The 24405-nt window shown below is 63.9% G+C and carries 16 protein-coding genes; 6 read left to right on the plus strand and 10 right to left on the minus strand.

The window, feature by feature from the left end:
* Window positions 1-118: 118 nt before the first annotated feature.
* Complete coding sequence (locus VFZ66_00025) at window positions 119-346, plus strand: hypothetical protein (GenBank protein ID HEX6287537.1); 228 nt, start codon at window positions 119-121, stop codon at window positions 344-346.
* Here VFZ66_00025 and VFZ66_00030 read toward each other — a convergent pair.
* On the minus strand, window positions 318-2015 hold the full coding sequence (locus tag VFZ66_00030; protein HEX6287538.1) for a S8 family peptidase: 1698 nt from the start codon (window positions 2013-2015) through the stop codon (window positions 318-320). The genes VFZ66_00025 and VFZ66_00030 overlap by 29 nt on opposite strands.
* 394 nt (window positions 2016-2409) lie before the next feature.
* Here VFZ66_00030 and VFZ66_00035 point away from each other — a divergent pair, with 394 nt between their 5' ends.
* Complete coding sequence (locus tag VFZ66_00035; protein ID HEX6287539.1) at window positions 2410-3537, plus strand: hypothetical protein; 1128 nt, start codon at window positions 2410-2412, stop codon at window positions 3535-3537.
* Between the two features lie 273 nt (window positions 3538-3810).
* Window positions 3811-5640, plus strand: a complete 1830-nt coding sequence (locus VFZ66_00040) for a glucosyl-3-phosphoglycerate synthase (protein HEX6287540.1) — start codon at window positions 3811-3813, stop codon at window positions 5638-5640.
* Between the two features lie 39 nt (window positions 5641-5679).
* On the opposite strand, the gene VFZ66_00045 is transcribed toward VFZ66_00040, so the two are convergent.
* Window positions 5680-8514, minus strand: coding sequence for a GAF domain-containing protein (locus VFZ66_00045; GenBank protein ID HEX6287541.1), 2835 nt, complete (start codon window positions 8512-8514; stop codon window positions 5680-5682).
* A gap of 322 nt (window positions 8515-8836) precedes the next feature.
* Here VFZ66_00045 and VFZ66_00050 point away from each other — a divergent pair, with 322 nt between their 5' ends.
* Window positions 8837-10168 (plus strand): MFS transporter, encoded by a 1332-nt coding sequence (locus VFZ66_00050; GenBank protein HEX6287542.1) that lies wholly within the window; start codon window positions 8837-8839, stop codon window positions 10166-10168.
* A 139-nt stretch (window positions 10169-10307) separates the two neighbouring features.
* On the opposite strand, the gene VFZ66_00055 is transcribed toward VFZ66_00050, so the two are convergent.
* Window positions 10308-10547: a winged helix-turn-helix domain-containing protein gene (locus VFZ66_00055; GenBank protein ID HEX6287543.1), complete on the minus strand. Its 240-nt coding sequence runs from the start codon at window positions 10545-10547 to the stop codon at window positions 10308-10310.
* 71 nt (window positions 10548-10618) lie between these two features.
* Window positions 10619-11626 (minus strand): hypothetical protein, encoded by a 1008-nt coding sequence (locus VFZ66_00060; GenBank protein HEX6287544.1) that lies wholly within the window; start codon window positions 11624-11626, stop codon window positions 10619-10621.
* Between the two features lie 300 nt (window positions 11627-11926).
* Here VFZ66_00060 and VFZ66_00065 point away from each other — a divergent pair, with 300 nt between their 5' ends.
* Window positions 11927-13300 carry a cation:proton antiporter gene (locus tag VFZ66_00065; GenBank protein HEX6287545.1) on the plus strand — a complete coding sequence of 458 codons (1374 nt, stop codon included), beginning with the start codon at window positions 11927-11929 and terminating at the stop codon, window positions 13298-13300.
* A gap of 79 nt (window positions 13301-13379) precedes the next feature.
* Here VFZ66_00065 and VFZ66_00070 read toward each other — a convergent pair whose 3' ends face one another.
* The 6 genes from VFZ66_00070 to VFZ66_00095 all read right to left on the minus strand — a co-directional run bounded on the left by VFZ66_00070 (window position 13380) and on the right by VFZ66_00095 (window position 17956).
* The gene (locus VFZ66_00070) at window positions 13380-13631 is read right to left on the minus strand and encodes a hypothetical protein (GenBank protein ID HEX6287546.1); all 252 of its coding nucleotides are present in this window, start codon (window positions 13629-13631) and stop codon (window positions 13380-13382) included.
* A 180-nt stretch (window positions 13632-13811) separates the two neighbouring features.
* Window positions 13812-14444 carry a hypothetical protein gene (locus VFZ66_00075; protein ID HEX6287547.1) on the minus strand — a complete coding sequence of 211 codons (633 nt, stop codon included), beginning with the start codon at window positions 14442-14444 and terminating at the stop codon, window positions 13812-13814.
* A 66-nt stretch (window positions 14445-14510) separates the two neighbouring features.
* Complete coding sequence (locus VFZ66_00080; GenBank protein ID HEX6287548.1) at window positions 14511-15236, minus strand: hypothetical protein; 726 nt, start codon at window positions 15234-15236, stop codon at window positions 14511-14513.
* Between the two features lie 342 nt (window positions 15237-15578).
* Window positions 15579-16319, minus strand: coding sequence for a class I SAM-dependent methyltransferase (locus VFZ66_00085; GenBank protein ID HEX6287549.1), 741 nt, complete (start codon window positions 16317-16319; stop codon window positions 15579-15581).
* A complete protein-coding gene (locus tag VFZ66_00090) occupies window positions 16306-17121 on the minus strand; it encodes a class I SAM-dependent methyltransferase (GenBank protein ID HEX6287550.1) in 816 nt (271 codons plus the stop codon). The genes VFZ66_00085 and VFZ66_00090 overlap by 14 nt, the downstream gene beginning before the upstream one ends.
* 115 nt (window positions 17122-17236) lie before the next feature.
* Window positions 17237-17956, minus strand: coding sequence for a Type 1 glutamine amidotransferase-like domain-containing protein (locus tag VFZ66_00095; GenBank protein ID HEX6287551.1), 720 nt, complete (start codon window positions 17954-17956; stop codon window positions 17237-17239).
* 1201 nt (window positions 17957-19157) lie between these two features.
* Here VFZ66_00095 and VFZ66_00100 point away from each other — a divergent pair.
* On the plus strand, window positions 19158-24405 hold a 5248-nt coding region (locus VFZ66_00100), incomplete at its 3' end, for an amino acid adenylation domain-containing protein (protein HEX6287552.1).

Here is a 24405-nt window from a genome sequence, read left to right on the forward strand (position 1 = left end):
ATGGCTGCGGAGGCCCACAGCGGGATCTCGGCCAAGAAGGCCAGCCAAACACGGCGACGAGCGCGGCGGCAAAGATGATGAGCTTAATTTTCATTGCCTGGTCCTCGATGTCGTCGGCATGATTGAGCCAGATCGCGCTGAGGTTGCCAATCCACCACGGTACCGCCCGCCGACCGCCCACTTGCCGCACGATCGCATGCCGCGCCGGATCGATGCACATCCGGCACAGCAAAGCGCCGCAGCCAGAAGCTACGGCGCATCCGACGCGATCTTCACCCACAAGCTGGGAGCAGCACGGCACTGCTCCGATCGACGCACTAGCGATACACCCGCACAAAGCCGCTGAGCGTATTGCCGTTCGGCCAACTGTTGTAGCACGCGCCGCTGCTATCTTTCCATGATTTATTGGTCGCCGTGTACACAATCGAGCCGACCGAGCCGCGCCCATCCCACGAGCGGCGAATGCCGTCGGAGTTGAAGTAGGGCGTGTAGTAGCTCTCCTGGCCCGTGCAATCAAGACCCGTGAAGTGGCTGATGTAGGCGGCCTGCACCGGTGTAAACTGCGTATCGCGGTAGATGCGGACAAAGCCGCTGAGCGTGTTGCCGTTCGGCCAGTCGTTGCGGCACACGCCGCTGCTATCCTTCCACGAGCGATTCGTCACGGTGCGCAGTGTATTGCCGGCAAAGCCCTGGCCGTTCCACGAGCGGCGAATGCCGTCGGAGTTGAAGTAGGGCGTGTAGTAGTGCTCTTCGCCGGTGCAATCGAGGCCCGTGAAGTGGCTGATGTAGGCGTTCTGGATCAGCAAGCACGACGATTCGGGACAGCCCGTGGTCGGCGGCGAGCCAAACGGCGGAACGTAGAGCAGGCGGTTGACGGTGCCCGATGGGTTGCCGCTGATCACGTTGGGCGTCGCGTTGGTGGACAGCCAATTGCTGACCGTCGCGCTGGCCGCGTCGCCGTAGACGCTCTTGTAGAGCGCGGCCACGCCCGCTACGTGCGGCGTTGCCATCGACGTGCCGCTGATCGTGTGGGTGCCGCTGTTGAGCCAGGCCGATTTAATGGCCGAGCCAGGCGCGTATATGTCCACACACGAGCCGACGTCGCTATACACCGCCTTGGCGTCGTTCTTCTCCGATGCCGCGACGGTGTAGGCTTCCGGCGTGCCGGAGGGCGATCCATTACACGCATTGCTGCTATAGTTGTTGCCAGCGGCCACCGCCACGAAGACGCCGGAGTTCGACAGGTTCGCCACGGCGGTGTTGACCGAGGCATTGTAGCCGCCGCCCAGCGACATATTCGCCACCGCTGGCTTCTGCGCGTTGGCCCGCACCCAGTCGACGCCCGCAATCACCCCCGACCACGAGCCGGAGCCGCCACAGTCCAGCACGCGCACGCCGCGCAGGTTGACGCTCTTCGCCACGCCCCAGGTCGTGCCGCCAACGGTGCCCGCCACGTGCGTGCCGTGGCCGTTACAGTCGTTGCCGTTGCCGCCGAACGAATCGTAGACGTTCGCGCCGCGCCCACCGAAGTCGGGGTGGTTGGCCTGAATGCCGGTGTCGATGATGTAGGCCGTCACGCCTGCGCCCGTCGCGGTGTAGGTGTAGGTCCGCGACAGCGGCAGATTGCGCTGGTCGATGCGGTCGAGGCCCCACGGATCGCCGTTGGCATCCATGTTCTGGGTCGTGTCGAGCGTCACGGCGGCATCGTGCTCGATGTAATCCACGTTGGGGTTATGCTGCAAGGCGTTGAGCTGTCCGGCGTTCAGCTCCGCCGCGAAGCCGGTGAGCGCCGAGGTGTAGAGATGCGTCGGCTGGACGCCGCTCAGCGCGGCTACGGAGCGCGGATTGCTGCCGTCTTTGAGCACGACGATATAGCGATTGGGCAGGGTTGGCCCCTGGGCAGGCAGGATCGGGCGAGCGGCTGCCGCGTGATCGGCGGCGAAGGCGTTGGGCATGCTCAGGCACGCGCCGAGAAGCGTCAGGCACAGCGCCAGACGTTGAAAAGACAAGTTCATCCGTCGTTTCTCCAAAGTGCTAGTCAATCGACCGACAGATTCATCGTAGTCCGCAGGTCGTCGTGGGGGGAGCGACGGTGGAGTATGCTATGCGGCTGCACCTCCTTGTGAGCAAGGCGATCGATCCGGCGGCGATCAGCAGAATCACCGATGGTCTTTAGCCAGGATCGTTTTTACCAGTTCTTTACCAGTGTACTCAAGGGGCGGCGCGCGAGGCCATAGTACTTTGATACCAATTCGCGCCGGGACCAGCACCACGCACGATCGTTGGCAGGCCACCTGATGACAACATCGTGCCCGTCTTTACATCTTTTTACTTCCCTGCTAGAATGGAGCCCTCCCACCCCCAGCGATCATCGCTACAGCTTGCGTACAGCGCCCAAGGAGACATGCCATGACCAACCCATCGAACCGGCGACGGGCCGTAGCTGGACACTCGCTCACGAAGATTCTCCTGCTGGCGATCTTCCTGCTCAGCGCCACCTTGCTGCCCGGCGCGCGGCCCGCGCATGCGGCAGGCACCAAATCGCTTCAGTTCGGCGCGCCCGTAGACGACTACGGCAATATTCTGCTGACCGATCAGATCGCGGACCAGCTTGCGGCCAGCGGCGCGCGCTATGCCAGGGTCAACTTCCGCAATCCCTGGGGCACTGACACCGCCCAGTTCTATCAAACCTACGACACGATCGTCAATCGGCTGCGCGCGCGGGGCATAGAGCCGATCGGCCTGCTGTCCAACGAGTTCTTGAGCGGCTCGCAGGCGCAGTGGCAGGAGAACAGCTACGAGCGGTTCGGCGGCGATGGGCATAACACCTACATCGACACGTTCGGCTACCAGGCGGCGCGCGTCGCGCAGCACTTCGAGGGGCGTGTCTACTATTGGGAGATCTGGAACGAGCCCAACTGCTACGCGACATCATCGCCATGGGATGGCTATACCGGCTGCTCGTACATCTACCCGTCCAACTTCGCGGCGCTGCTGGCACATGTGTGGACGCAAGTACGCTACTACAACCAGTTCAACGTCCAGATCATCAGCGGCGGCCTCTTCGGCCATGAGATCGGCGGCATGAACCAGACCAGCGCGGGCGCGACCTACCTGCGCGAGACATACAACGTCGGGATCAATGTCGGCAGCTGGAACTGGATCCTGGGCAATGCCGGCCAGTATCCGCTCGATCACATCGGGCAGCACATCTATATCAGCCAGGGCAGCACCGTCTCAAGCTCCAGTCTGCAAACCTATCTGGGCTGGGTCCGCAGCGCCTACACCGCCTACGAGGGCAGCAACACCTGGAAGCGGACATTCATCACCGAGATCGGCTGGCGCACCGACGCAGTATCCGAAAGCACCCAGGCCGCGAATCTGCGCACGACCTTCAACGTGTCGCAAAACACGTGGTATGTCGCCCTGACCTGCTGGTTCTTCCTGCGCGATCAGTACGGCTGGAGCGAGAAGTGGGGCCTGCTGCGCGCCGACGGCTCGGCCAAGCCCGCGTGGAACGATTTTCGTGTCCGGTGACGGCTCGCCTCTGGCTCCGACAACCAGCGCCTCAACACACCGTCAACACCACCCAATGATGCCTGGGTGGTGTTGGCACATCTATCGATCGGCGAAAGCATTCATCGCCGCCCCACAGCCGCCAGATGAGCGGATGCAACCAGATTAAAACCACGTTTGTCACCAGCTCCGTCGATACTGAAACACAATGATCTCTAACCCATCGCGTACGTTTAGCGATAGGCGAATGTTGGCTGCATCCCAAACACCGACATAGATCTCAGGAGGTTCTTCATGACGACCAGGCACACATTTACTGTGATTCTGCCGGTGCTTGATCCACAGGCAACAGGGCAACTTCTGCCGCTGGCGACAACGCTGGCACAGGCGCACGACGGCGTCGTGCTGGTGCTGGGAGTCGTAGAGATACCTGAGGATCAGCCATTGAACACCAGTGTCGCCAGCGTCCGGCGCATGCGCGAAGAGCTGCTTCAGCACGCCGGCGATGGCGCAGCGCCGATCCAGACGATGGTGCGGGTTGCGCCCTCGCTCTACGCCGCGATCGTCGAGGCGGCCCGCGAGACACAAGCCGATCTGCTGGTGCTCGGCTGGTCGACCGCCACGTTTTCATCGGAGCGACTGTATGGCCCGCCGCTCCAGCAACTGGTAGCCGCGCCGCCGTGCGATCTGGCGATCGTCAAGCAGCAGCCGACGCCGCCGCAGCGCATCTTGCTGCCGACCGCAGGTGGTCCTAATCTGCCGCTTAGCAGCGAGATCGCGGGTACCCTGGCCGCCGCAAACGCAGGCTCAGTCACCTTGCTGTCGGTCGCCGATCCGCGCTATCCGCTCGCGCCGAATGCGCGCCAGCATTTGGGCGCGCTCGAAACGCTGGCGCATGTCGCACAATGGGTGGAGCGAGCCGGACCAACATTACCCGCGCTGAAGCAGGAGGCCGTGCTCCATGATGCGATCGTGATCGGCACCACGGGTCGGCGCAGCGCTGCCGACCGAGCGATTGGGCCGCTGGCGGAATCGCTGCTGGTAGATTATGCGGGCACGGTGATCGTAACGTGCCGCAAGCTTGCACCGCTCGAAGAGCGGGCTGTCGCGCACTTCGAGCGTCGCCGCGATCACGCCGCGATCGTCGATCGCTGGTTTGCCGAAAACACCTTCGACGGCGACGAGTTCGCCGATGTGGAGCGATTGATCGCGCTGAAGCGACAGCAGGGACTCACGATCAGCCTGGCGCTACCGGCCCTCAACGAAGCCGAAACGATCGGGCCGCTGATCGACGCGCTCAAACAGCCCTTGTACGATGCGCTGCCGCTGCTCGATGAGATCGTCGTGATCGACTCGCAATCGACCGACAACACCCGCGCGATCGCTGCCGCGCGCGGCGTTCCGGTACACATCCATCAGCAGCTATTGTCGCAGTACGGGGCGTTTACTGGCAAGGGCGAGGCGCTGTGGAAAAGCCTCTGGGCGACTCGCGGCGACATCGTGGTGTGGCTCGACACGGACATCCGCAATATTCACCCGCGCTTCGTCTATGGCCTGGTCGGGCCGCTGCTGCACGAGCCGCGTATTCAGTTCACCAAAGGCTTCTACCGCCGTCCAATCCAGGCAGGCGAGCATCTTCTGGAAACCGGCGGCGGGCGCGTCACCGAGCTGGTAGCCCGACCGCTGTTCAACCTGTTCTACCCTGAGCTATCCGGCTTCATTCAGCCGTTGGCGGGAGAGTACGCCGGGCGGCGCGCGGTGCTGGAGCGACAGCCGTTTTTCACCGGCTACGGCGTCGAGACGGGCCTCTTGATCGATCTGCTGCACGACATCGGGCTGGATGGCATGGCCCAGGTCGATCTGCACCAGCGGCTGCACCGCAACCAGCCGCTGCCGGCGCTATCGCGCATGGCCTTCGCGATCATCCAGGTCGTGATGCAGCGATTGGCAACGCGCCAGCGGCTGCATCTGCTCGATCCGCTCAACCAAAGCCTCAAGCTGATCTGCGAGGCACAGGACGGCTTTCATCTTGACGTACGCGACATCCGCGATCACGAGCGCCCGCCGATGTCAACGATCCCAGAGTATGCCGATCACCGGTCTGTCACCATCTCGGAACACTGATCTGCTACTCGGTGGAGCGCAGGCAGTGCGGCAGCCGCGCTAGAAGATTGGCGGCGGGGCGATCCAGCGGCTCGGCAGCGCCACCGTAAAGACGCTGCCGCCGCCCTCGGTGCTCGTCACCGTCACGCTGCCGCCATGCAGCGACACGATCTTTTTCACGACGTACAGCCCGACGCCCAGGCCGGTAATGTGGTGCAGATCGGCGTTGGCGGCGCGAAAGAAGCGCTGAAAGAGATGCGGCAGCGCGCTCTTGGGGATGCCGATGCCCTCGTCGCGGACGAGCAGGCAAACTTTGTCGTTGCACCGCTCCACGCGCACAGACACCTGGCCGCCATGCGGACTATACTTGATCGCGTTGGCGATTAAGTTGTGGAGCACCTGTTCCAGCCGCACCGCGTCGCCGTTCACCAGCAGCGGCTCGGCCTCACGCTCGCAGCTCAGCGCATGCTGCGGGCCGAGCGTCGGCTGCACTTCGGCAACTACCCGCTCGGCCAAGGCGCCCAGATCGAGCGGCACCGGCTGGATGCTGAGCTGCCCCGACTGAATCCGCGAGATGTCAAGCAGCGCATTGATCAGCCCGTTGAGCCGCAATACCTGCGTCTCGATCAGCGCCAGCGCCCGGTGATCGCGCTCGCCGAAGGTTCCCGTCTCCATGGAGCGCCGCTGGATCAGTTGCACGTTGCCCAGCAGCACCGTCAGCGGCGTTTTCAGCTCGTGCGCCGCGATCGACAGGAATTGGTCGCGCACGCGCACGGCTGCCTCGGCCTCGGAGCGAGCCTGCTGCTCCGCCTCGTACAGCCGCGCGCGCTCGATCGCCTGGGCGCACTGATGGGCCAGCGCCAGCATAAAGGTCTGATCGTCGGCGGTAAACGACTGGTCGGATGCAAAGCTCAGGCCGAGCACCCCGATTGGATTGGCGTCGGTTTCAAGCGGAATCGCCGCCAGCGCCGCTGTGCGATCGGTCAACATCGTCATCAGATGCGGATAGCACTCGGCATAGACCGCTCGTGAAGGAATCCAGATCGGCTGCCCGGTTCGTCCGGCGTCAGCCAGCGGCAGCGGCGCGTCGATCGGCAGGTATTCCCACGCCTCCCACAGCTCCGAGGCATAGCCGGTCGCGTCGAGCAGCTCATAGGCCGCGCCGTCCGTGGTGCGCAGCATGATCATCCCGGCGTACGCGCCCAGCGCCGCGATGCCTTGGTGCAGCACCACCTGGGCTACCTGATCGGGCGAGCGCGAGGCCGATAGGGCGGCGGTGATCTGTTGCAGCCGGGTGGTCCGATCCACCGCGCGCTCGGCCTGCTCCTTGGCCCGCCGCTCCGCCGCGTAGAGCCGCGCGTGGTCGATCGCCAGCGCCGCGCGGTCGGCCAGATCTTGCAGAAAGACCTCGTCGTCCGCCGTGTAGGGCCGTCCGGGCGTGCTGCGCGTCGCGCCGACCGCGCCGATGATCTGGCCGCGCACCCGTAGCGGAGCCATCAGCACGCTGTACAGGCCAACCTGCTCCAGGTAGGGCCAGAGCACCGGCTTGATCATGGCGCGCACCTCCTCCGGCGAAAGCTCAGGGATGCGCAGCGTCTGCCCGCTCTGGATCACCTGGCCCATAAAGCCTTCGTCCACCCGATACGGCAGCGCATTCACCGCCTCGACCAGCGGCCTCGCTGCGGGATCGGGATGGTACACTCCCATCGTCACCAGCCACGGCCCATCGTCGGCTATCAGCCGGAGCGAACAGAAATCGCCGATCAGCTCGGCCACAACGCGCGTAAACCGATCCAGCACCTCCTGAAGATCCAGGTTCGCCTCGGCAAAGAGGTGCGAGGCCATCGCCAGCGCCTGGGAGCGCCGCGCGTGCTGCTGCGTCTCCTGATGCAGGCGGGCGTTATCCACCGCCAGCGCCGCGCGCCGCGCCAGATCTTCTACCAGCGGCACATCGTCGACATCAAAGCGACGACGCGACTCGGCTGTCACCAGCGCGATGGTGCCCAGCGTGCGCCCCCGTGCGATCAGCGGCACGCAGATTGACGAGGTGATGCCCAGCGTGCGCAGCAGGCGCAGATGCTCGGCATCGGCGGCGACGGCTTCCAGAAACGAATCGGAGATCTCCGGCACCAGCTCCGGCTGGCCGGTACGCAGCACATACGCCGTGCCGCCTGGCGCCTCCGGGTTGATCGGGTAGCGCCGCACCATGTCCCAGCCGATCGACTCCCTGGCCGGGTCGGAGTGCGCCACGACGAGCGTCTGGATCGATCCGTCGTCGGCCAGCATATCGATGATGCACCAATCGGCGAGTCGCGGCACAATCAAATGGGCGACGGTATGCAGCGTCGTGGTATAGTCCAGCGAGCCAGAGAGCAGAACGCTGGCCTCGGTCAAAAATTGATGAGCGTTCTCGGCCTGTTTGCGGGAGGTGACATCGATCACCGCGCCGGTCATATACGCCGGGCTGCCGTCGGGATGGCAGATCAGCTTGCCGCGATCACGCAGCCAGCGGATCGTGCCGTCGGGGCGCATGATCCGAAACTCGGCATCGTAATCGGTGTGCTGCTGAAGCGCGCGCTCGATCGCCGCGACGACCAGCGCACGATCGTCGGGCACGATCCGCTCGATGAAATCTTCCAGCGGTTGCGACGACTCCTCGGCGGCCAGACCCAGGATACGATTGAGGCTGGCATCGCGCGTATCCTGGTTGGTGCGAGCATCCCAGTGCCAGGTGCCCATATCGGCGGAGGCCAGCGCCAGGCGCAGACGCTCCTCGCTCTCGCGCAGCGCAGCGACCGCGTCTGCCGTAGCGGGCGACAGCATAGGCTGTGGAGGATCGGCTAGCGATGCGGGAGCGGGCATGATCGGAACGAGCGGGTATGCGCGACGTGCCATTACGTCCTCAGGAACACACTACGCTATTCGCGCGGCTGGCAAGCAGGCGAAGAATAGACGCAGTAACACTTTTAGCTCCGATCCCAGGTGTCGGATGCTCGATGCGACTGGGGTGTGTCGGAAGTATACCATATAAACTTTAGCGATCAGGTAGCGGAGAACCAAGAACCGGGTGCCATGCGGGTGCCCTCTGGGCCTGGCACCCGCATGGCACCCGGCATGGTACCCCGGCATGGGCGACCTCTGGGACCGGGATGAGGGCCTGGAACTTGAAACTTGGAACTCGAAACTTGGAACTCGAAACGAGAGAGAAGGAAGGTTTGTGGCAACGACATCACAGGCGCGGGTTCGCTACCCGGCGCTACGCCATCGCAATTTTACGCTGATCTGGAGCGGGCTGCTGGTTTCCAACATGGGCACCTGGATGCAGAACGTCGCGCAGAGCTGGCTGATCTATAAGCTGACCGGCAACAATCCGCTCTACCTGGGCTTTCTGGGCCTCAGCTTCGCTATCCCGATGGTCGTCGTGCCGCCGATCGGCGGCGCGGTCGCCGATCGGGTCGATCGGATCAAGCTGCTGTACATCACGCAGACCGCCTCGCTGCTGCTGGCGGCGCTGCTGGCGGTTCTGACCTGGACCGACGCGATCCGTCCGATGCATATCCTGCTGACGACCTTCGCCGGAGCGCTGCTGCTGGCCTTCGATAATCCGACGCGCCAGGCGCTGATTCCAGAGCTGGTGCCGCGCAAAGACCTGCTCAATGCGCTCTCGCTCAACTCGGCGACCTACACCGGCGCGGCGCTGGTCGGCCCTGCGCTGGCGGGATTGTTGCTCGACAGTATTGGCGCGGGCTGGCTGTTTATGATCAACGCGATCAGCTTTACCGCAGTGCTGCGCGCGCTGTGGTCGATGCGCGACCTGCCGCCACGGCACCACAGCCGCCGCTCGGTGTGGGATGCCCTGTTTGGCGGCTTCGTGTACGCCGCGCGGCACCAGACGACGTTGTTTCTGCTGCTGCTCTCGGCGCTGGCCGCGCTCTTTGCCCGCTCGTACCAGCAACTCCTGCCGGTCTTCGCCGATGACGTATGGCGCACCGGCGCGGGCGGCTACGGCACGCTGCTCTCGGCGGGCGGCGCGGGCGCGCTGATCGGCGCGTTCGCGATGTCGTCGCTGCCCAACATCCAGCGCCACGGTCGCGTGCTGGTGCTGAGCGGCCTGCTCTTCTGTGTCGCGCTGAGCGCCTTTGCTCTGAGTCCCTGGTTCTGGGTCGGCGTGGCGCTGCTGATCGTCGTCGGCATCAGCTCCACGGTCTTCACCACGATGATCGCGACGATGATCCAGCTCCGTGTGCCGGGCGAGCTGCGGGGCCGCGTGATCAGCCTGTACGCGATCACGCTGATCGGGCTGCCGTCCCTCGGCTCGCTGGGCGTTGCCAGAGCGGCGCAGGCGCTCAGCATGCCGCGCTCCGCCGTAAGCCGCTGGCTGCTCTCGCTGCTCGATACGCTGGGCGTCTCCGGCATGACCGAGCGGCTGGGCATGAGCGCGGGCGCTCCCCGCGCGATCGTCGCGGGCGCGCTCGTGCTGCTGCTGACGCTGCTGCTGACGCTGCCGCTCTTCTTTCCTCTGCGCGCGTCGAGCGACCCGCCTGCTTGATGCGCTTGAGCCAGTCGAGCAAGGCACCTGTCCGCGTATCATTATGCCAATAAAAGAAGGGATGCGGCGCTCACACAACGAAGCGGCCACACCCGGCTACAAACCGGTGTGACCGCCGATCCCTCAGGTCGACTCACGCTTACGGGGTGCTGCCGCGCTGGTACTCGTCGGGGAAGCGATAGGTATCCAGGCCATCGCCGGTCTTCTCGTTCAAGATCAGGCCGTGCGACAGCAGCTCTTCGAGATGCGCCGCCAGCTCGTCGGCGGGCAGCCCGGTTTCGTCAGAGATTTCGCTCAGCGTCATCGTGACGCCAGGATTATCACGCAGCGTATTGATAATCGTTTCAGCGCGATCGGATGTGAGCTTCGGCCTCTGCATGGTTTCCTCCTTCGCTAGCTCGTGCTATGGCCTCAGGCAGCAACATGTATGCCAGCCGTGTCTGCGTTCGGCTACAGCGTGACGCGATAGACGACGTACATACTGCCAAGGTAGAGCACCATCAGCAGGAACGACTCCCAGCCCACCAGCCAGCGCGGCTTCTTCTCGGCGCGATAGACCAGCCCGATGATCGCCAGCGCGGTCATCAGCGCGGCGACAATCGCGGTGAAACTGTGGATCGGAGCGATCTGTGCCCACAGATCGCCGGGCAGATAAAAGAAGTCGTAGATCGCCAGCGCCGCGATATTGAAGATATTCGAGCCGAAAATATTCGACACCGCCAGATCGACCGCGTTCAGGCGCAGCGCCGCGAACGACGCGACGATCTCCGGCAGCGATGTGGTGATCGCCAGGAAGATCGCGCCGACAAAGCTGGTGCCCAGGCCGGTGACGGCGGTGATCGTCTCGCCGATCATTGCCAGCCACAGCCCCAGCACAGCTATCGACGCCGCCAGCAGGATGAAGCTCAGCACGGCTCGCCACAGCGGAATCGTCGCGTACTGATACACCACCGCCTCCTGGGCCAGCACCTCCTGCACGCGGCGCTTCTCGAAGAACGAGATCATGCGCACGCTGACCGCATACACCAGTAGAATGAGCAGGGTCGGCAGGCCGATCCAGCCCAGCACCAGCGGGCTGAACGTCGCGGTGACGTACAGGCCGAGCGTGACGAGCAGCAGCATGACACAGCCGAAGCCAGCCGACAGAATGTGCGACGGCTCGGCGCGGCGCAGCAGCGGCGTGCTACCAGAGGCAACATCGAGCATGCCCAGCAGCAGCAGATTGAACAGGCAGCTTCCGAGAATACCGCCTGCCGCCAGATTCACATCGTTGACGATCGCCACCGCGCTAATGCCGGTCGTCAGCTCCGGCAGCGATGTCGCGCCCGCCAGCAGCACCGCGCCGACCCAGCTTCGGCCCAGGCCGGTTTTCTCGGCCAGAATATCGGCGTATCGCGACAATAGGCTGCCCACGACGACGACAAGCAGCGCGCAGATCACAAATTGAAGCCAGATCATGACGATGTTCCTTGTCTGATGGCATGAATCGGTTGTATGACGGGCGCTCAAGCCTTTGGCATCTGCCCAGGTAGCAAGCGCTAGCGGCGCGCTCGCACAGGATACCATAGTTCGATCCTACGATGAGATGCCTCTGGCACGCCGCTTGCGAAACAGACGAAAGAACCAAGAACAAGGAACAAGGGAGCAACCCTGAGTCTGAACTTTGAGCCTTGAACTCGAAACCTTCAAACCTCAGAACTGGCAACTGTTTTGGGAAAACGTTGTTGATTCTGCATGAGCCGGGATACATAACCACACATGGCTGCAATCTACTGGTTTCTCACCACCGGCGTGCTGCTCGTAAGTCTGGCATTTGCCACGCCGGTGCTGCAACGCCTGCCGCTCTCAATCGGCACCGTCTATCTGGGGATCGGGCTGCTGCTCGGACCGGGCGCGCTTGGGCTGCTCTCATGGGACATCGTGCAAGAGGCGCATCTCTTCGAGCGTCTCTCGGAGATCGCCGTGATCGTCTCGCTGTTCACGGTGGGCCTCAACATGCGCCAGTCGCCGACCGATACGCGCTGGCTGCTGCCGGTTCGTCTGGCGACGATCACGATGATCATCACGATCGCGGCCATCGCGCTGATCGGCACGCTGCTGCTTGGTCTGCCGCTGGGCGCTGCCGTGCTGCTGGGCGCGGTGCTCGCTCCGACCGATCCGGTGCTGGCCTCGGACGTGCAGATGCAGCACGCAAGCGATCGTGACGAGCTGCGCTACAGCATCAGCGGCGAGGGCGGCCTCAACGACGGCACGGCGTTTCCGTTCGTGATGCTCGGCCTTGGCCTGCTGGGACTTCATCCCGGTCACAAGTCCGCTCTGCTCGACGTATGGAGCGATCGATCGTTTAGCCTGTTGAGCTGGCTTGCCTGGGACATGCTCTGGGCGGTGACCGTCGGGCTGCTCATCGGCGGGATCACCGGATGGCTGGTGGGCAAGGCCGCGCTCTTTATGCAGCAGCGCATCAGCACCGCGTTCAGCCTGCACGAGTTTCTGGTGCTTGGCCTGATCGCGCTGACCTACGGCCTGGCCGAGCTGGTCTACGGCTACGGCTTTCTGGCAGTTTTTGCCGCAGGCTACGCGCTGCGCTACATCGAGCTACGGACGGCAGACCACGCGCCGGAGCCCGCCGAACTCCCGCCGGTAACGCTCGACAACAAAGAGGAGAGCCTGGAGGTGGTCACGCAGCAGCCTGAGCACGCTGCCCAGTTTCTGGCCGTATCGCTGCTGGACTTCAACGATAAGCTGGAGCATCTGCTTTCGGTCGGCACCGTTGTGCTCGTGGGCGCTGTCCTCACGGGCGAGTACTGGGTACCGGAGGTGCTCTGGCTCGCGCCGCTGCTGTTTCTGATCGTCCGCCCGCTGGCCGTGGCGCTTGGTCTGCTCGGCAGCGGCCTGGATCGCGTGCGGAGCGGGCTGATCGGCTGGTTCGGCATTCGCGGCATCGGCTCGATCTACTACTTAATGTACGCAATCGCCTATGGCCTGGAAGAGACGCTCGCACAGCGGCTCACCGGCATCGTGCTGTCGATCATCGCCGTCTCGATCGTGATCCATGGCATTAGCGTCACACCGCTGATGCGCTGGTACGAGCAGCGCGCGCCCCGTCGCAAGCCGCAGCAATCGCAGGTATGATCGCGCCATGCAAGGCGCTACCAGCAGCGCGGCATAACGCGCCGCCGCGTGCAAGAGCACTCGGCCGATCCGCGACATGTCAGCGGCGCTTACGAGCCTCGCGCGCCTGACGGATCGCCTGCCGCAGCGCGGCAACCCTGACCGTATTGCCATCCAGCGCATCCGAGCCAGCATAGCGCTGCACCAGCTTGCGCATGTGCGCCTCGGATGCGCCCAGCAGATGTGCCGCTTTCGCGAGCGATATGGTGGCGTTCGGTGGCAGCGCGCGCAGCCGATCGAGCGCCGCCGCAAGCCGATACAGGCGGTAATGCCCGCCGAAGCCTGGGATCATGCTCACCTCCTTCGCAATCAGCTTAACATGTTTTTTCGGGGCATGTCCAGGTGACGGCATGACCTGTCGCCGCGCTGGCGGTGTCTTGCTCGATCGGGATACAATCGGATACGCTTAAAGCGCACAGGGCAAGCGCCGCGCTTGCCCTGTGGTCGTTCGGTTACGATGACTGAGCGGAGACTACTTGGTGCTCTGCGCGCCTGCCGGTGCTTCGAAGTGCTTGCTCGGCTCCAGGCCCAGCGCCAGCGACAGATACGGATCGGCGAAGTCGGCGCTCTCGACGAAGCCCTCGCGCACGACCAGGCCCGACGTGACCTCGACGGACTCGTGCTCGCCCACGGCCATCATCTCGAAGGGGAACAGACCGGCGTTGGTGCCCTTGCCAAGCACCTGATCCGCTGTCGCCTCGTCGAGCACAAAGATCACCGAGCGGAACGGCGTCGGGTTGGTCGTCATGCCGGGGCCGACCACCGAGCCTTTCTCAAGGGCGCGGGTGGGGATCTGCGCGCCCGCGCAGGCCCGCTCGATATTCGGGATCGCGCGGCCCAGACCGGCCGGCTCCCAATCCCTATGCTGGCGGACCTTTTCGAGGCCACGGGCGAGCTGCTGGGCAATCGCGGGCGCTTTCGACGCCAGGCCCGGCGCTGTCACCATACAGGTGCGGAGGCTGGCGCGCGTATTGACCAGCAGGCCGCTGTCCCAGGTAGGCTGCGCGCGCACGTTCTGCCCGCGCAGCGACACGATCGCCGCAAACACAAGCGCCATTGCAATCGCGTGGAGAAACACCTGGCGGTTCATCAATCGTCGCAGCATAATGTGTGTACTCCTTAATCTTCAGGTCGGTGCAACAGCAAGCAACCTCAGCGGTTCACGCCTGGTTTAGCGGCCATTCATGATCGCGACAACTGAGTTGAAGTCGCCGGTGCTCGGATACCAGTAGGGCCAGTTCGAGCAGCCATACCAGCGGTTATGCATGATGCTGCCGGGGCAATCGCCCGCGCCGTCGAGCAAGCCGAAGAGATGCCCGCTCTCGTGGTTGATGAGTTCGCGGTACTCGGTGTAGCCGCCATCGATGTGCGTCGTGACGAGATACGAGTTATTCCAGGTGTAGTGGTAGTGGCCGTACTGCGAGGTATAGATCGGCGTGTAGTGCTCGACACAGCTATACTGCGCCCAGCCGCCGCCGCATCTGCCGCTCCAGTCGTCGGCGACGCGGTACTCAAGCTCGATCCAGTTGCGATCGGTGTAGGCGGTGCAGCGCGACGGTGTTTTCCACAGGTCCAGACGCCAGTTGCCGGTACCGTCCCAGCGCGGCGAGGCTACGACCAGCGTGTCGCGCACGCGCACGCCCGCCGTGTCGGCACTCATGCTGCCGGTCTGCGAGTCGGCGCAGTAATCCTCGTCGTTCGCGCCCTGGCTGTTGCCATCGCCGGTCGCCCAGTGGATCAACGCCTGGTGACGCTTGTACGAGCCTGTGTCGGAGTGCGTGGCGTTCGCAACCGGAGCCGACGATGCTGCGAGTGCCGCGCCGATCACCAAGAGCCAGACGACGTGGAGCCATCGAGGCGTCTTGTTCTTGCCAACGACCTGGTGCTGGTGTTTCATGTGGCATCTCCCCTGCTGTTGATGCGACTCGATCCTCCTGGGAACGATCGAACCGTGCGGATAGCCTGCGCCGCGTCCCGACGCTTGGTTAAAAAGAGGTTTAATAGGGATTATAAGCCGCGGCAGGGATGCTCAGAAACCCGGACTTTGCTCCCAGGCATCATCAAACAGATGCATGGCGTTACTCAGGACAAACGTACCGATACAAAGAACGCATGATCTGCATGACCATGATGCAGCGTCTCAGCAGAGCAGCGGAGATGTCCAGGCAACGCCGGGGATCTCCACGCTCTGGGTACAACACCTTGTTAGGATTTCCATGCTGCGAGAGGTTTGACTGGCCTAGGTCTGAAAGAGGTAGAGGCCAAAGCCGAGAGTTGCGCGGCCCCAGCGCAGGTAGCCCGCGTACCAGCGCCGAATATAGTCCCCAAACTCGGCGCTGTCGGGGTCGTCGGGGTGGGCGGCAACATAGCGCTCCACCGCGCGACAATACAGCCCCTCGTAATGATCCCACTCGTCGTCACTGCTGACAGCGCTGTACAGCGGGATCAGGCCCGCTGCCACGGCGCGCGCCACATTGCCGGCATGATCGGTCAGCTCGTCGGGCGTGGCACCGAGCAGCGCCAGGTACTCCGGAGCGGGCGGCTGTTTCCAGTAGCCCTCGCCCAGCAGGAGCGCGCCGCCGGGCCGGACCAGCGCTTTCAAGGCGGCTACCGTGTGAAGATAATCGCCGTAGGCGTGCGTCGCGCCGATACACAGCGCGGCGTCGAATGTACCCGGCGGCGCTGCAAACTCCGCGACCGGAAGCTGGTGCAGCTCTAAGCGGTTGGCTGGCACTCGTCCGGCGGAGCGGCGCCGGGCCTCGGCCAGCGCCTCGGCGTTTGGGTCCACACCCACACCGACAACATCGTAGCGCTCGATCAGACGCAGCAACAGCTCCGCGTTGCCGCAGCCCACGTCGAGCACGCGCGCGCCCTGTGGCAGGTCGAGCAGGCCAAGCACACGGTCGATCTTCGCCTCGCCCACCGGATTAGCAAAGATGTGATCGCCATGAGCGATATTCGAGAACTTAACGCGATTCATGCCGCTCCTTGAGCAGGCCCGGACGATAGGCAGCCCAGCAGGTAAGCCACGGCGGCGCAATCGCTTTGAAGTGCTCCCAGGTGCCCGGCTGCGCCTGCGGATCGCCGCTCAGCTCCTCCCAGATACCAAGCAGCACAAAGCCTTGGCCGATCAGCCCGTTGACGATGCTGCTGAGGCTGTGGCGAAATTCACGCGGCGCCTGCACCCGCTCACGGCTGCCGTCATAGCCCTCGAAGGTCCAGTAGGGATCGTCAAAGACCACCTCGGCCCCGTCGAGATACGCGGCCCGCAGCGAGTAGCCCACGCCGTTCCAGTCTTCTTCGCTCATGCCAATGATAAAGGGGTTGTGCGACTCGATGCGGTAGAGGCCGCCGTCACGCAGCACCCGCGCGACCTCGCGAAAAACTGGCTGGATCTGCGGCACGAAGTTGATCGAAAAGGCGTGCCACACCAGATCGAAGCTGGCGTTGGCGAAGCGGCTCAGATCGCGCATATCGCCCTGCCCGATCTCGATCTGCACGCCGTAGTGCTGCGCGGCGGCTCGATCGCGCTGAAGCTGCGTCTCGGAAAGGTCGAGCACGGTGACATGCGCTCCCAGCAGCGCAAACGCTACCGATTGCTGACCGCCGCCGCTGGCAAGACACAGCACGTCTTTGCCGCGCACATCGCCCATCACGCCGTAGGGATCGACCAGCTTGCGGGCTGATGCCGCGTCCAGATCGAGGAAGGGTCGCGAATATCCGACATTGGCCTGAGCCAGCTCTTCCCAGCGCGCTTTATTGTAGCGAGCAATATCATCCATAGGATGAGTATGCATGAGGTGTCAAACGAGCCGAATTTCATGCGGCAGCGCTGTGGTGCAGAACGACAACGTGGGGGGCTGGGGGGTTTGACCAGCCGCTGATCGTGAGGTGGGTTTACGCGCTGGCTTCGAGTCCGAGCGGCTCCGGCGGCAGCAGGAGCGTCTGCTGGATCTGATCGTCGACCAGCGTAAACTCAAGCAGCGAGTGCCGGATCGGCTCGATCGACCAGTCGGGATGGAAGATCGCGCCGCCGCCCGCTGGAATGCCGATGCCGCGCACGCCCTCGCCCAGGGCGCGCACAACCTGCTGGAGATTCTGCCAGGCAGGCTCCTGGTGCGCGTCGACGACATAGGGCACCAGCTTGAGCGTATCGAACTGGCCGCCCGGCAGCTGCCGGTCTTCGCTCCAGCCCTTGAGGCCCAGTTGCATCGCGCCCGCCGAGATGCCGATCAGCACCGCTCCGGCGTAGTACCGCTCGATCAGCCGCTCGACCAGGCCGATCTCTTTGAAGATCGTCCAGCCGCGCCAGGGATCGCCGCCAGCCAGCAGGATCACGCTGGCCTCCGCCAGATACGCCTCATCCTCCGGCGACGGCATCGACGGAATCATGCGGCAATCCTCGATGCCGATACCCTCCATCGCCGCGACGAAAAGCTCGTAAAACTCGCGAACATCGCCGTTCGATGCGCCGATGTACGCGGCCTTGATCGGACCGTCATACAGATCTCCGTCCAGCGCGGCACGCACCCGATCGAGCAGCAGGCGGTCGTCGCTGCGCCAGAACATGAGCTGGCTGTCGGCGAAAAGGAACATCGGCTTGATCACTGTTTCCACATCATGCTCCTTTGGTAGGACACGGGCTTGTCAATGAGATGCACGAGATGGCAGAAAGCATACCACAGTCCATAAGGATGCTGAATGGCTCTCTTGGGTGCGCCACCTAACAATACCGTGCTGCCCAGGACACGGCCTGTGGGCTTCCAGGAAGGCACGGAAGCCGAGGGCGCACGGAAACACGGGAGTGAAGTTTTTGCTCTTTTGCTCCTTTGTTCCCTTGTTCTTGAGCAGCGGCGAGGAATCTTCTCCTGTTCTCCCCCGGTTCTTTGGTCCTTCAAAAGTCGTATGCCAAAAGACCTGCGTTGCCACGGCGCGCAGCTCAGTTTGTCCCTGGCTTTGATAATTGGCGAGAATGCTGCTTAAGTTATAGTGAAGCGTATCGAGAGCGTATCCGACTTATCGTACAACGCCCGTCTAGGTAGAGCTACGAAGCACGCAATGGCGCTCTACTATCGCTCATAGCGCACACGCTTCTAAACGTTTAGTTGACTATTTTTGATTACTTGTTTGACGGTCCCACAATCAGTCGATGATACACCTGGAGCCGACCATATTCTGTAAAGATTCACGCCGAACGAATGTCGCCCCTGAGCTGCCACACGATTCCTGCCTCGCTCCAGCGCTACCCTCCAGAATCCGGAGACGTTCGACCAACAATATTCATAGCGTGAGAATGGCGCAAAAGTGCAGCATTATCCCGCTCCAACGCTTAGATCAGTTCTGTCCAAAAGTACTATCCGAAGATTGTTCCTGCATGTCGGGGCAGGATGCGGCTCAAGCGATCATGCGTCGTAAGGGCACGCCAGCGGGGATCACAAGTCGGACACAATACCGCTCTAGGTTGACATACGTGGCTCATCTGAGCTATAATCGGCACCGGTTACATAATTAAATATCTTCACCTGAATGTTCAACACGCCCTCAATCCTGTGTAGCAATCAGCACGGGCCTGGACATCTCTACCTTCGTTCGATACAGGATTGAGAAGCCATCTCTCCTAACATAAATCGCGGAGGAGCTTCCCTGAAAGAAGAACGATGGCTGCATCTTCACAGAATTCCCTGAACACACACCAACGCTAGAGGAAGTAGCTGGGAATGAACACACAATGGTTCATGGGGCTGCCCGTGATCGAGCTTGGAGGCGTCGCGGCGCAATGAGCACTTGCCTTTCTGATCTTCCGTTTGCATGCTCCACATTGGTCGATCTCCTACGCTGGAGAGCCGCTCATCAACCCGAACAGCAAGCCTATACATTCCTGACTGATGGAGACGGCGAGGCCGTTCGGCTGACATACGCGCAGCTCGATCAGCAGGCGCGTGCGATTGCGGCGCAGCTCCAAAGCGTGAGCGCGCCAGGCGACCGTGCGCTGCTGCTGTATCCGCCCGGCCTCGACTTTGTCGCCGCCTTCTTTGGCTGCCTCTACGCCGATGTGATCGCGGTGCCGGCCTATCCGCCGCATGGCGCGCGCATGGAGCGCACGCTGCCGCGCATCCGCTCGATCGTTCATAACGCCCGGCCGCAGATCGCGCTGACCGTCGCGCCGATCATGACGCGAATCGCCCCCGCGCTGGCGCACGACCCCGACTTCCAGGCGCTACAATGGGTGGCCTCCGACACGATCGCGCCCGAATCCGCCGCCGCATGGCGGCAGCCCGACATCACGAGCACGACCCTGGCGTTCTTGCAGTATACCTCCGGCTCGACCGCCGCGCCGAAGGGTGTGATGGTCAGCCACGGCAACCTGCTGCACAACGAGCGCATCATCAAGGCGGGCTTCGGGCACCACGGCGAGACACTGGTGGTTGGCTGGCTGCCGCTCTACCACGACATGGGCCTGATCGGCAACGTGCTCCATCCGCTGTACCTGGGACAGCCGTGCGTCCTGATGTCGCCGGTTGCGTTTCTGCAAAGCCCGTTCCGCTGGCTCCAGGCGATCTCACACTACAAGGCGACAACCAGCGGCGGGCCGAACTTTGCCTACGATCTGTGCGCGCGCAAGATCACGCCGGAGCAGCGCGCGACGCTCGACCTGAGCCACTGGAAGGTGGCGTTCAACGGAGCCGAGCCGATCCGCGCCGAGACGATGGAGCGCTTTGCCGCGACCTTCGCCGAGTGCGGCTTCCGGCGCGAGGCATTCTATCCCTGCTACGGTCTGGCCGAGGCGACGCTCTTTGTCACGGGCGCATCATCCACAGAGCCGCCGGTCTTCCAAACGATCGACCTGACGGCGCTTGAGCGCGACCGCATCGTGACCGCCGTGCCCGACGCGCCCAACGCCCAGACGCTGGTGAGCAGCGGGCAGATCTGGCTCGACCAGACGCTGGCGATCGTCGAGCCGACCACGCGGCAGCGCTGCGCGCCCGATCAGGTTGGCGAGATCTGGGTGGCGGGGCCGAGCGTGGCGCAGGGCTACTGGAATCAGCCCGCCGAGACTGAATATACCTTCCGCGCCTACACCGCCGACACGGGGGAAGGCCCGTTCCTGCGCACCGGCGATCTCGGCTTTGTGCGCGACGGCGAGCTCTTCGTCACCGGACGGCTGAAAGACCTGATCATCATTCGCGGTCGCAACCACTATCCGCAGGACATCGAGCTGACCGTCGAGCGCAGCCACCCGGCGCTGCGTCCCGGCTGCGGCGCGGCCTTTGCGCTGAACAAAGACTGCGAGGAGCGCCTGGTCGTCGTTCAGGAGGTCGAGCGCGAGCATCGCAACACGCCGATCGACGAGATGGCGGCGGCGATTCGCAAGGCCGTGGCCGACGCGCACGAGCTACAAGTTTATGGCGTTGTGCTGCTGAAGCCCGGCGGCGTGCCCAAGACCTCTAGCGGCAAGATCCAGCGCAGCGCCGCACGCCAGGCGTTTCTGGCCGATCGTCTGGACACGATCGGCAGCAATATCTTGGAGGATACGGCTACCGAGCAGATCGGCGTGGAGCTGAGCCGCGCAAGCCTGCTGGCCGCAGAGCCAGCCGAGCGAGAGTCGCTGCTGCAAGCCTATCTGCGCTCCCAGGTGGCGCATGTGCTGGGCGTGAGCCTGGATCGCGTGGAGCCGCACCAGCCGACCAGCACGCTCGGCATCGACTCGCTGATGGCGGTCGAGCTTCAGCATACGATCGAGACGCAGCTTGAGGTCGTCGTGCCGATGGTTTCGTTCCTTGAGGAGCGCACGCTGGCGCAACTGGCGGCGGAGCTGCTCGCGCAGATCGACGCGCCGCAGGTGGAGATCGAGCTGGTCGCGGCAACCGACGAAGGAGCGGAGCAGCCGCTCTCGCACGGCCAGCGCGCGCTCTGGTTCCTGCATCAGCTCGCGCCAAACAGCAGCGCCTACCATATCGCCAGCGCCGTCCGCATCCGCTCGGATCTGGACCTGAGCGCGCTGCGGCAGGCGTTCCAGACGTTGGTCGAGCGTCATCCCGCGCTGCGCACGACGTTCAGCGCGCGGCAAGGCGAGCCGTTCCAGCGCGTCCAGCCGCAGATGGAGCTGAGCTTCGGCGCGGCGGATGCCACGGGCTGGAGCGAGGCCGAGCTTGCGACGCGGCTGACACAGGAGACGCAGCGGCCCTTCGATCTTGAGCGCGGCCCGCTGCTGCGGATCGACGTATTTACGCGCGGCGCGCAGGAGCACGTGCTGCTGCTGGTCGTGCATCACATCGTCGCCGATCTGTGGTCGCTGGCGGTGCTGACGCACGAGCTGGGCCTGCTCTACCCGGCGATCAAGGAGAGCCGTCCGGTGGAGCTTGCCGCTCCTACGCTGCACTATACCGACTATGCGCGCTGGCAAAATACGCTGCTGGCCGGGCCTGAGGGCGAGCGCCTGGCACGCTACTGGCAGCAGCAGCTAGCGGATGCGCCCACGGTGCTCAACCTGCCGACCGATCACCCGCGACCGTCGGTGCAGACGTACAACGGCGGCGTCCACAGCTTTACGCTCGATCCCGACGCGACGCGGCAGCTCAAGGCGGTAGCGCAGACGCACGGCACCACGCTCTTCACCACACTGCTGGCGGCGTTCCAGGTCTTGCTCTACCGCTACACCGGCCAGCCCGATCTGCTGGTCGGCTCGCCGACCGCTGGCCGCAGCCGCGCCGACTTCGCGAATCTGGTTGGCTATCTGGTCAATCCGGTGGTGCTGCGCGCCAATCTGGCCGATCAGCCGAACTTCGCGGCGTTTCTCGCGCAGGTGCGGCAGACGGTGCTGGCGGCGTTCGCGCACCAGGCGTATCCATTCCCGACGCTGGTCGAGCGCTTGCAGCCGGAGCGCGATCCGAGCCGCTCGCCGCTGTTCCAGGTGATGTTCGTGCTGCAACAGGCGCAGCGCTACACCGACACCGACGTGACGGCGCTGGCGCTTGGCGATGGCGGCGCAACGCTCAACGTCGGCGGGCTCGAGCTTGAGTCGGTCGCGCTGGAGCAGCCCGTGGCGCAGTTCGACGTGACGCTGATGCTGGCGGAGACGGCGCGGGGCCTGGCTGGCGCGTGGCAGTACAACGCCGATCTTTTCGACGCGGCGACGATCGCGCGCATGGCGGGCCACTTCCAGACCTTGCTGGCAAGCATCGCGGCCAACCCGGAGCAGCCGATCGCCGAGCTGCCGCTGCTGACGGAGGCCGAGCGGCAGCGGATGTTGATCGACTGGAACCGCTCTGAGGCGGAGTATCCGCGCGACGCCGCCGTGCATACGCTGATCGAGGCCCAGGCCGCGCGCACGCCCGACGTACCCGCAATCGTCTTCGAGGGCGCGGCACTGACGTACGCCGAGCTGAACACGCGGGCGAATCAGCTCGCGCACCACCTGCGCGCGCAGGGCGTCGGTCCCGATGTGCTCGTCGCGCTGTGTGTCGAGCGCTCGCTGGAGATGATCGTCGGCATGCTGGCGATCCTCAAGGCCGGCGGCGCGTATGTGCCCCTCGACCCGGCCTATCCTCAAGAGCGGCTTCAGTACATGTTGTCGCACAGCCGCGCGCCGGTGCTCCTGACCCAGGCCGCGCTGGTCGAGCGCCTGCCCGAACACACGGCGCAGGTGTTTTGCCTGGATGCCGACTGGCCGCTGCTGTCCGAGCAACCAACAGCGAATCCGGCGCGCGTGGTCTTGCCCGATCACCTGGCCTACATCATTTTCACGTCAGGCTCGACCGGACGACCTAAGGGCGTGATGGTCCGGCAGCAGGGCCTGATCAATCTGGTCTATGGGCTGCGCGCCTATTTCGACGATCCGGCAGTGCAGACGACCGGGCTGATCACCTCGATCAGCTTCGACATTTCGGTCAACCAGATCTTCCCGACGCTGTTCTTCGGGCGGACGCTGCATATCATCCCCGATCCGGTCAAGTTCAACAGCCGCGCGCTGCTGCGCTACCTGCACGAGCAGCAGGTGCATCTGCTCGACGCGGTGCCCTCCTACATGCAGGCGGTGCTCAACGAAGTCGCGCCCTACCAGCCGCCGAACGCGCTACGCTACCTCGTCATCGGCGGCGAGAAGCTCGAACAGCGCTTGCTTCAGGCGGTCTTCGGCCAATTTGGGCCGCAGGTCGAAGTGGTCAACATCTACGGCCTGACCGAGATCAGCGACATCAATATTCTGGGTGTGCTGCGCGCCGACGATCTTGGCAAACCGGTTACGGTGGGCACGCCGCTGCAGAACAACCGGATCTACATCCTCGACCAGCACCACCAGCCGCAGGCGATCGGGATTGCAGGCGAGGTCTGCGTCTCCGGCGAAAGCCTCTCACGGGGCTACCTCTTCCGCCCGGAGCTGACCGCCGAGCGCTTCGTGCCGTGTCCCTTCGAGGACGGCCAGCTCATGGTGCGCACCGGCGACCTTGGCCGCTGGCGCGCCGATGGGACGGTCGAGATCTTGGGCCGCATCGATCATCAGGTCAAGATCCGGGGCTTCCGCATCGAGACGGGCGAGATCGAGGCCGTGCTGGCGAAACATCCGCAGGTCAACGAGTGCGTGGTGGTAGCGCGCGAGGATACGCCGCCCGCAGGCGGGCACCCGGAGAAGCGCTTGGTGGCGTACATCGAACCAAGAACCAAGAACAAAGAACTCGAAACTCCGAGCGCGGAACTCCGCGTCTACCTGGCCGAGCATCTGCCGGACTACATGGTGCCGAGCGCGTTCGTCGTGCTGGACACACTGCCGAAGACGCCCAACGGCAAGATCGACCGCAAGGCCCTGCCCGCGCCGGATCTGCCCGCCGCGCTAGAAGATAGCTTTGTCGCGCCGCGCACGACCGAAGAGCAGATCATCGCCGGGATCTGGGCCGAAGTGCTTGGCCTGGAGCGGGTTGGAGTCTATGATAACTTCTTCGAGCTCGGCGGTCACTCGCTGAAAGCAACCCAGGTCATGGCGCGCGTTCAGGATGTGTTCCGCGTCGAGCTTCCACTGCACACGCTCTTTGAAGAGCCTACCATCTCACGGCTAGCACAGGTCGTAGGACACG

This window comes from Herpetosiphonaceae bacterium (assembly GCA_036374795.1).
In the GTDB taxonomy this organism is placed as follows: Bacteria; Chloroflexota; Chloroflexia; order Chloroflexales; family Kallotenuaceae; genus LB3-1.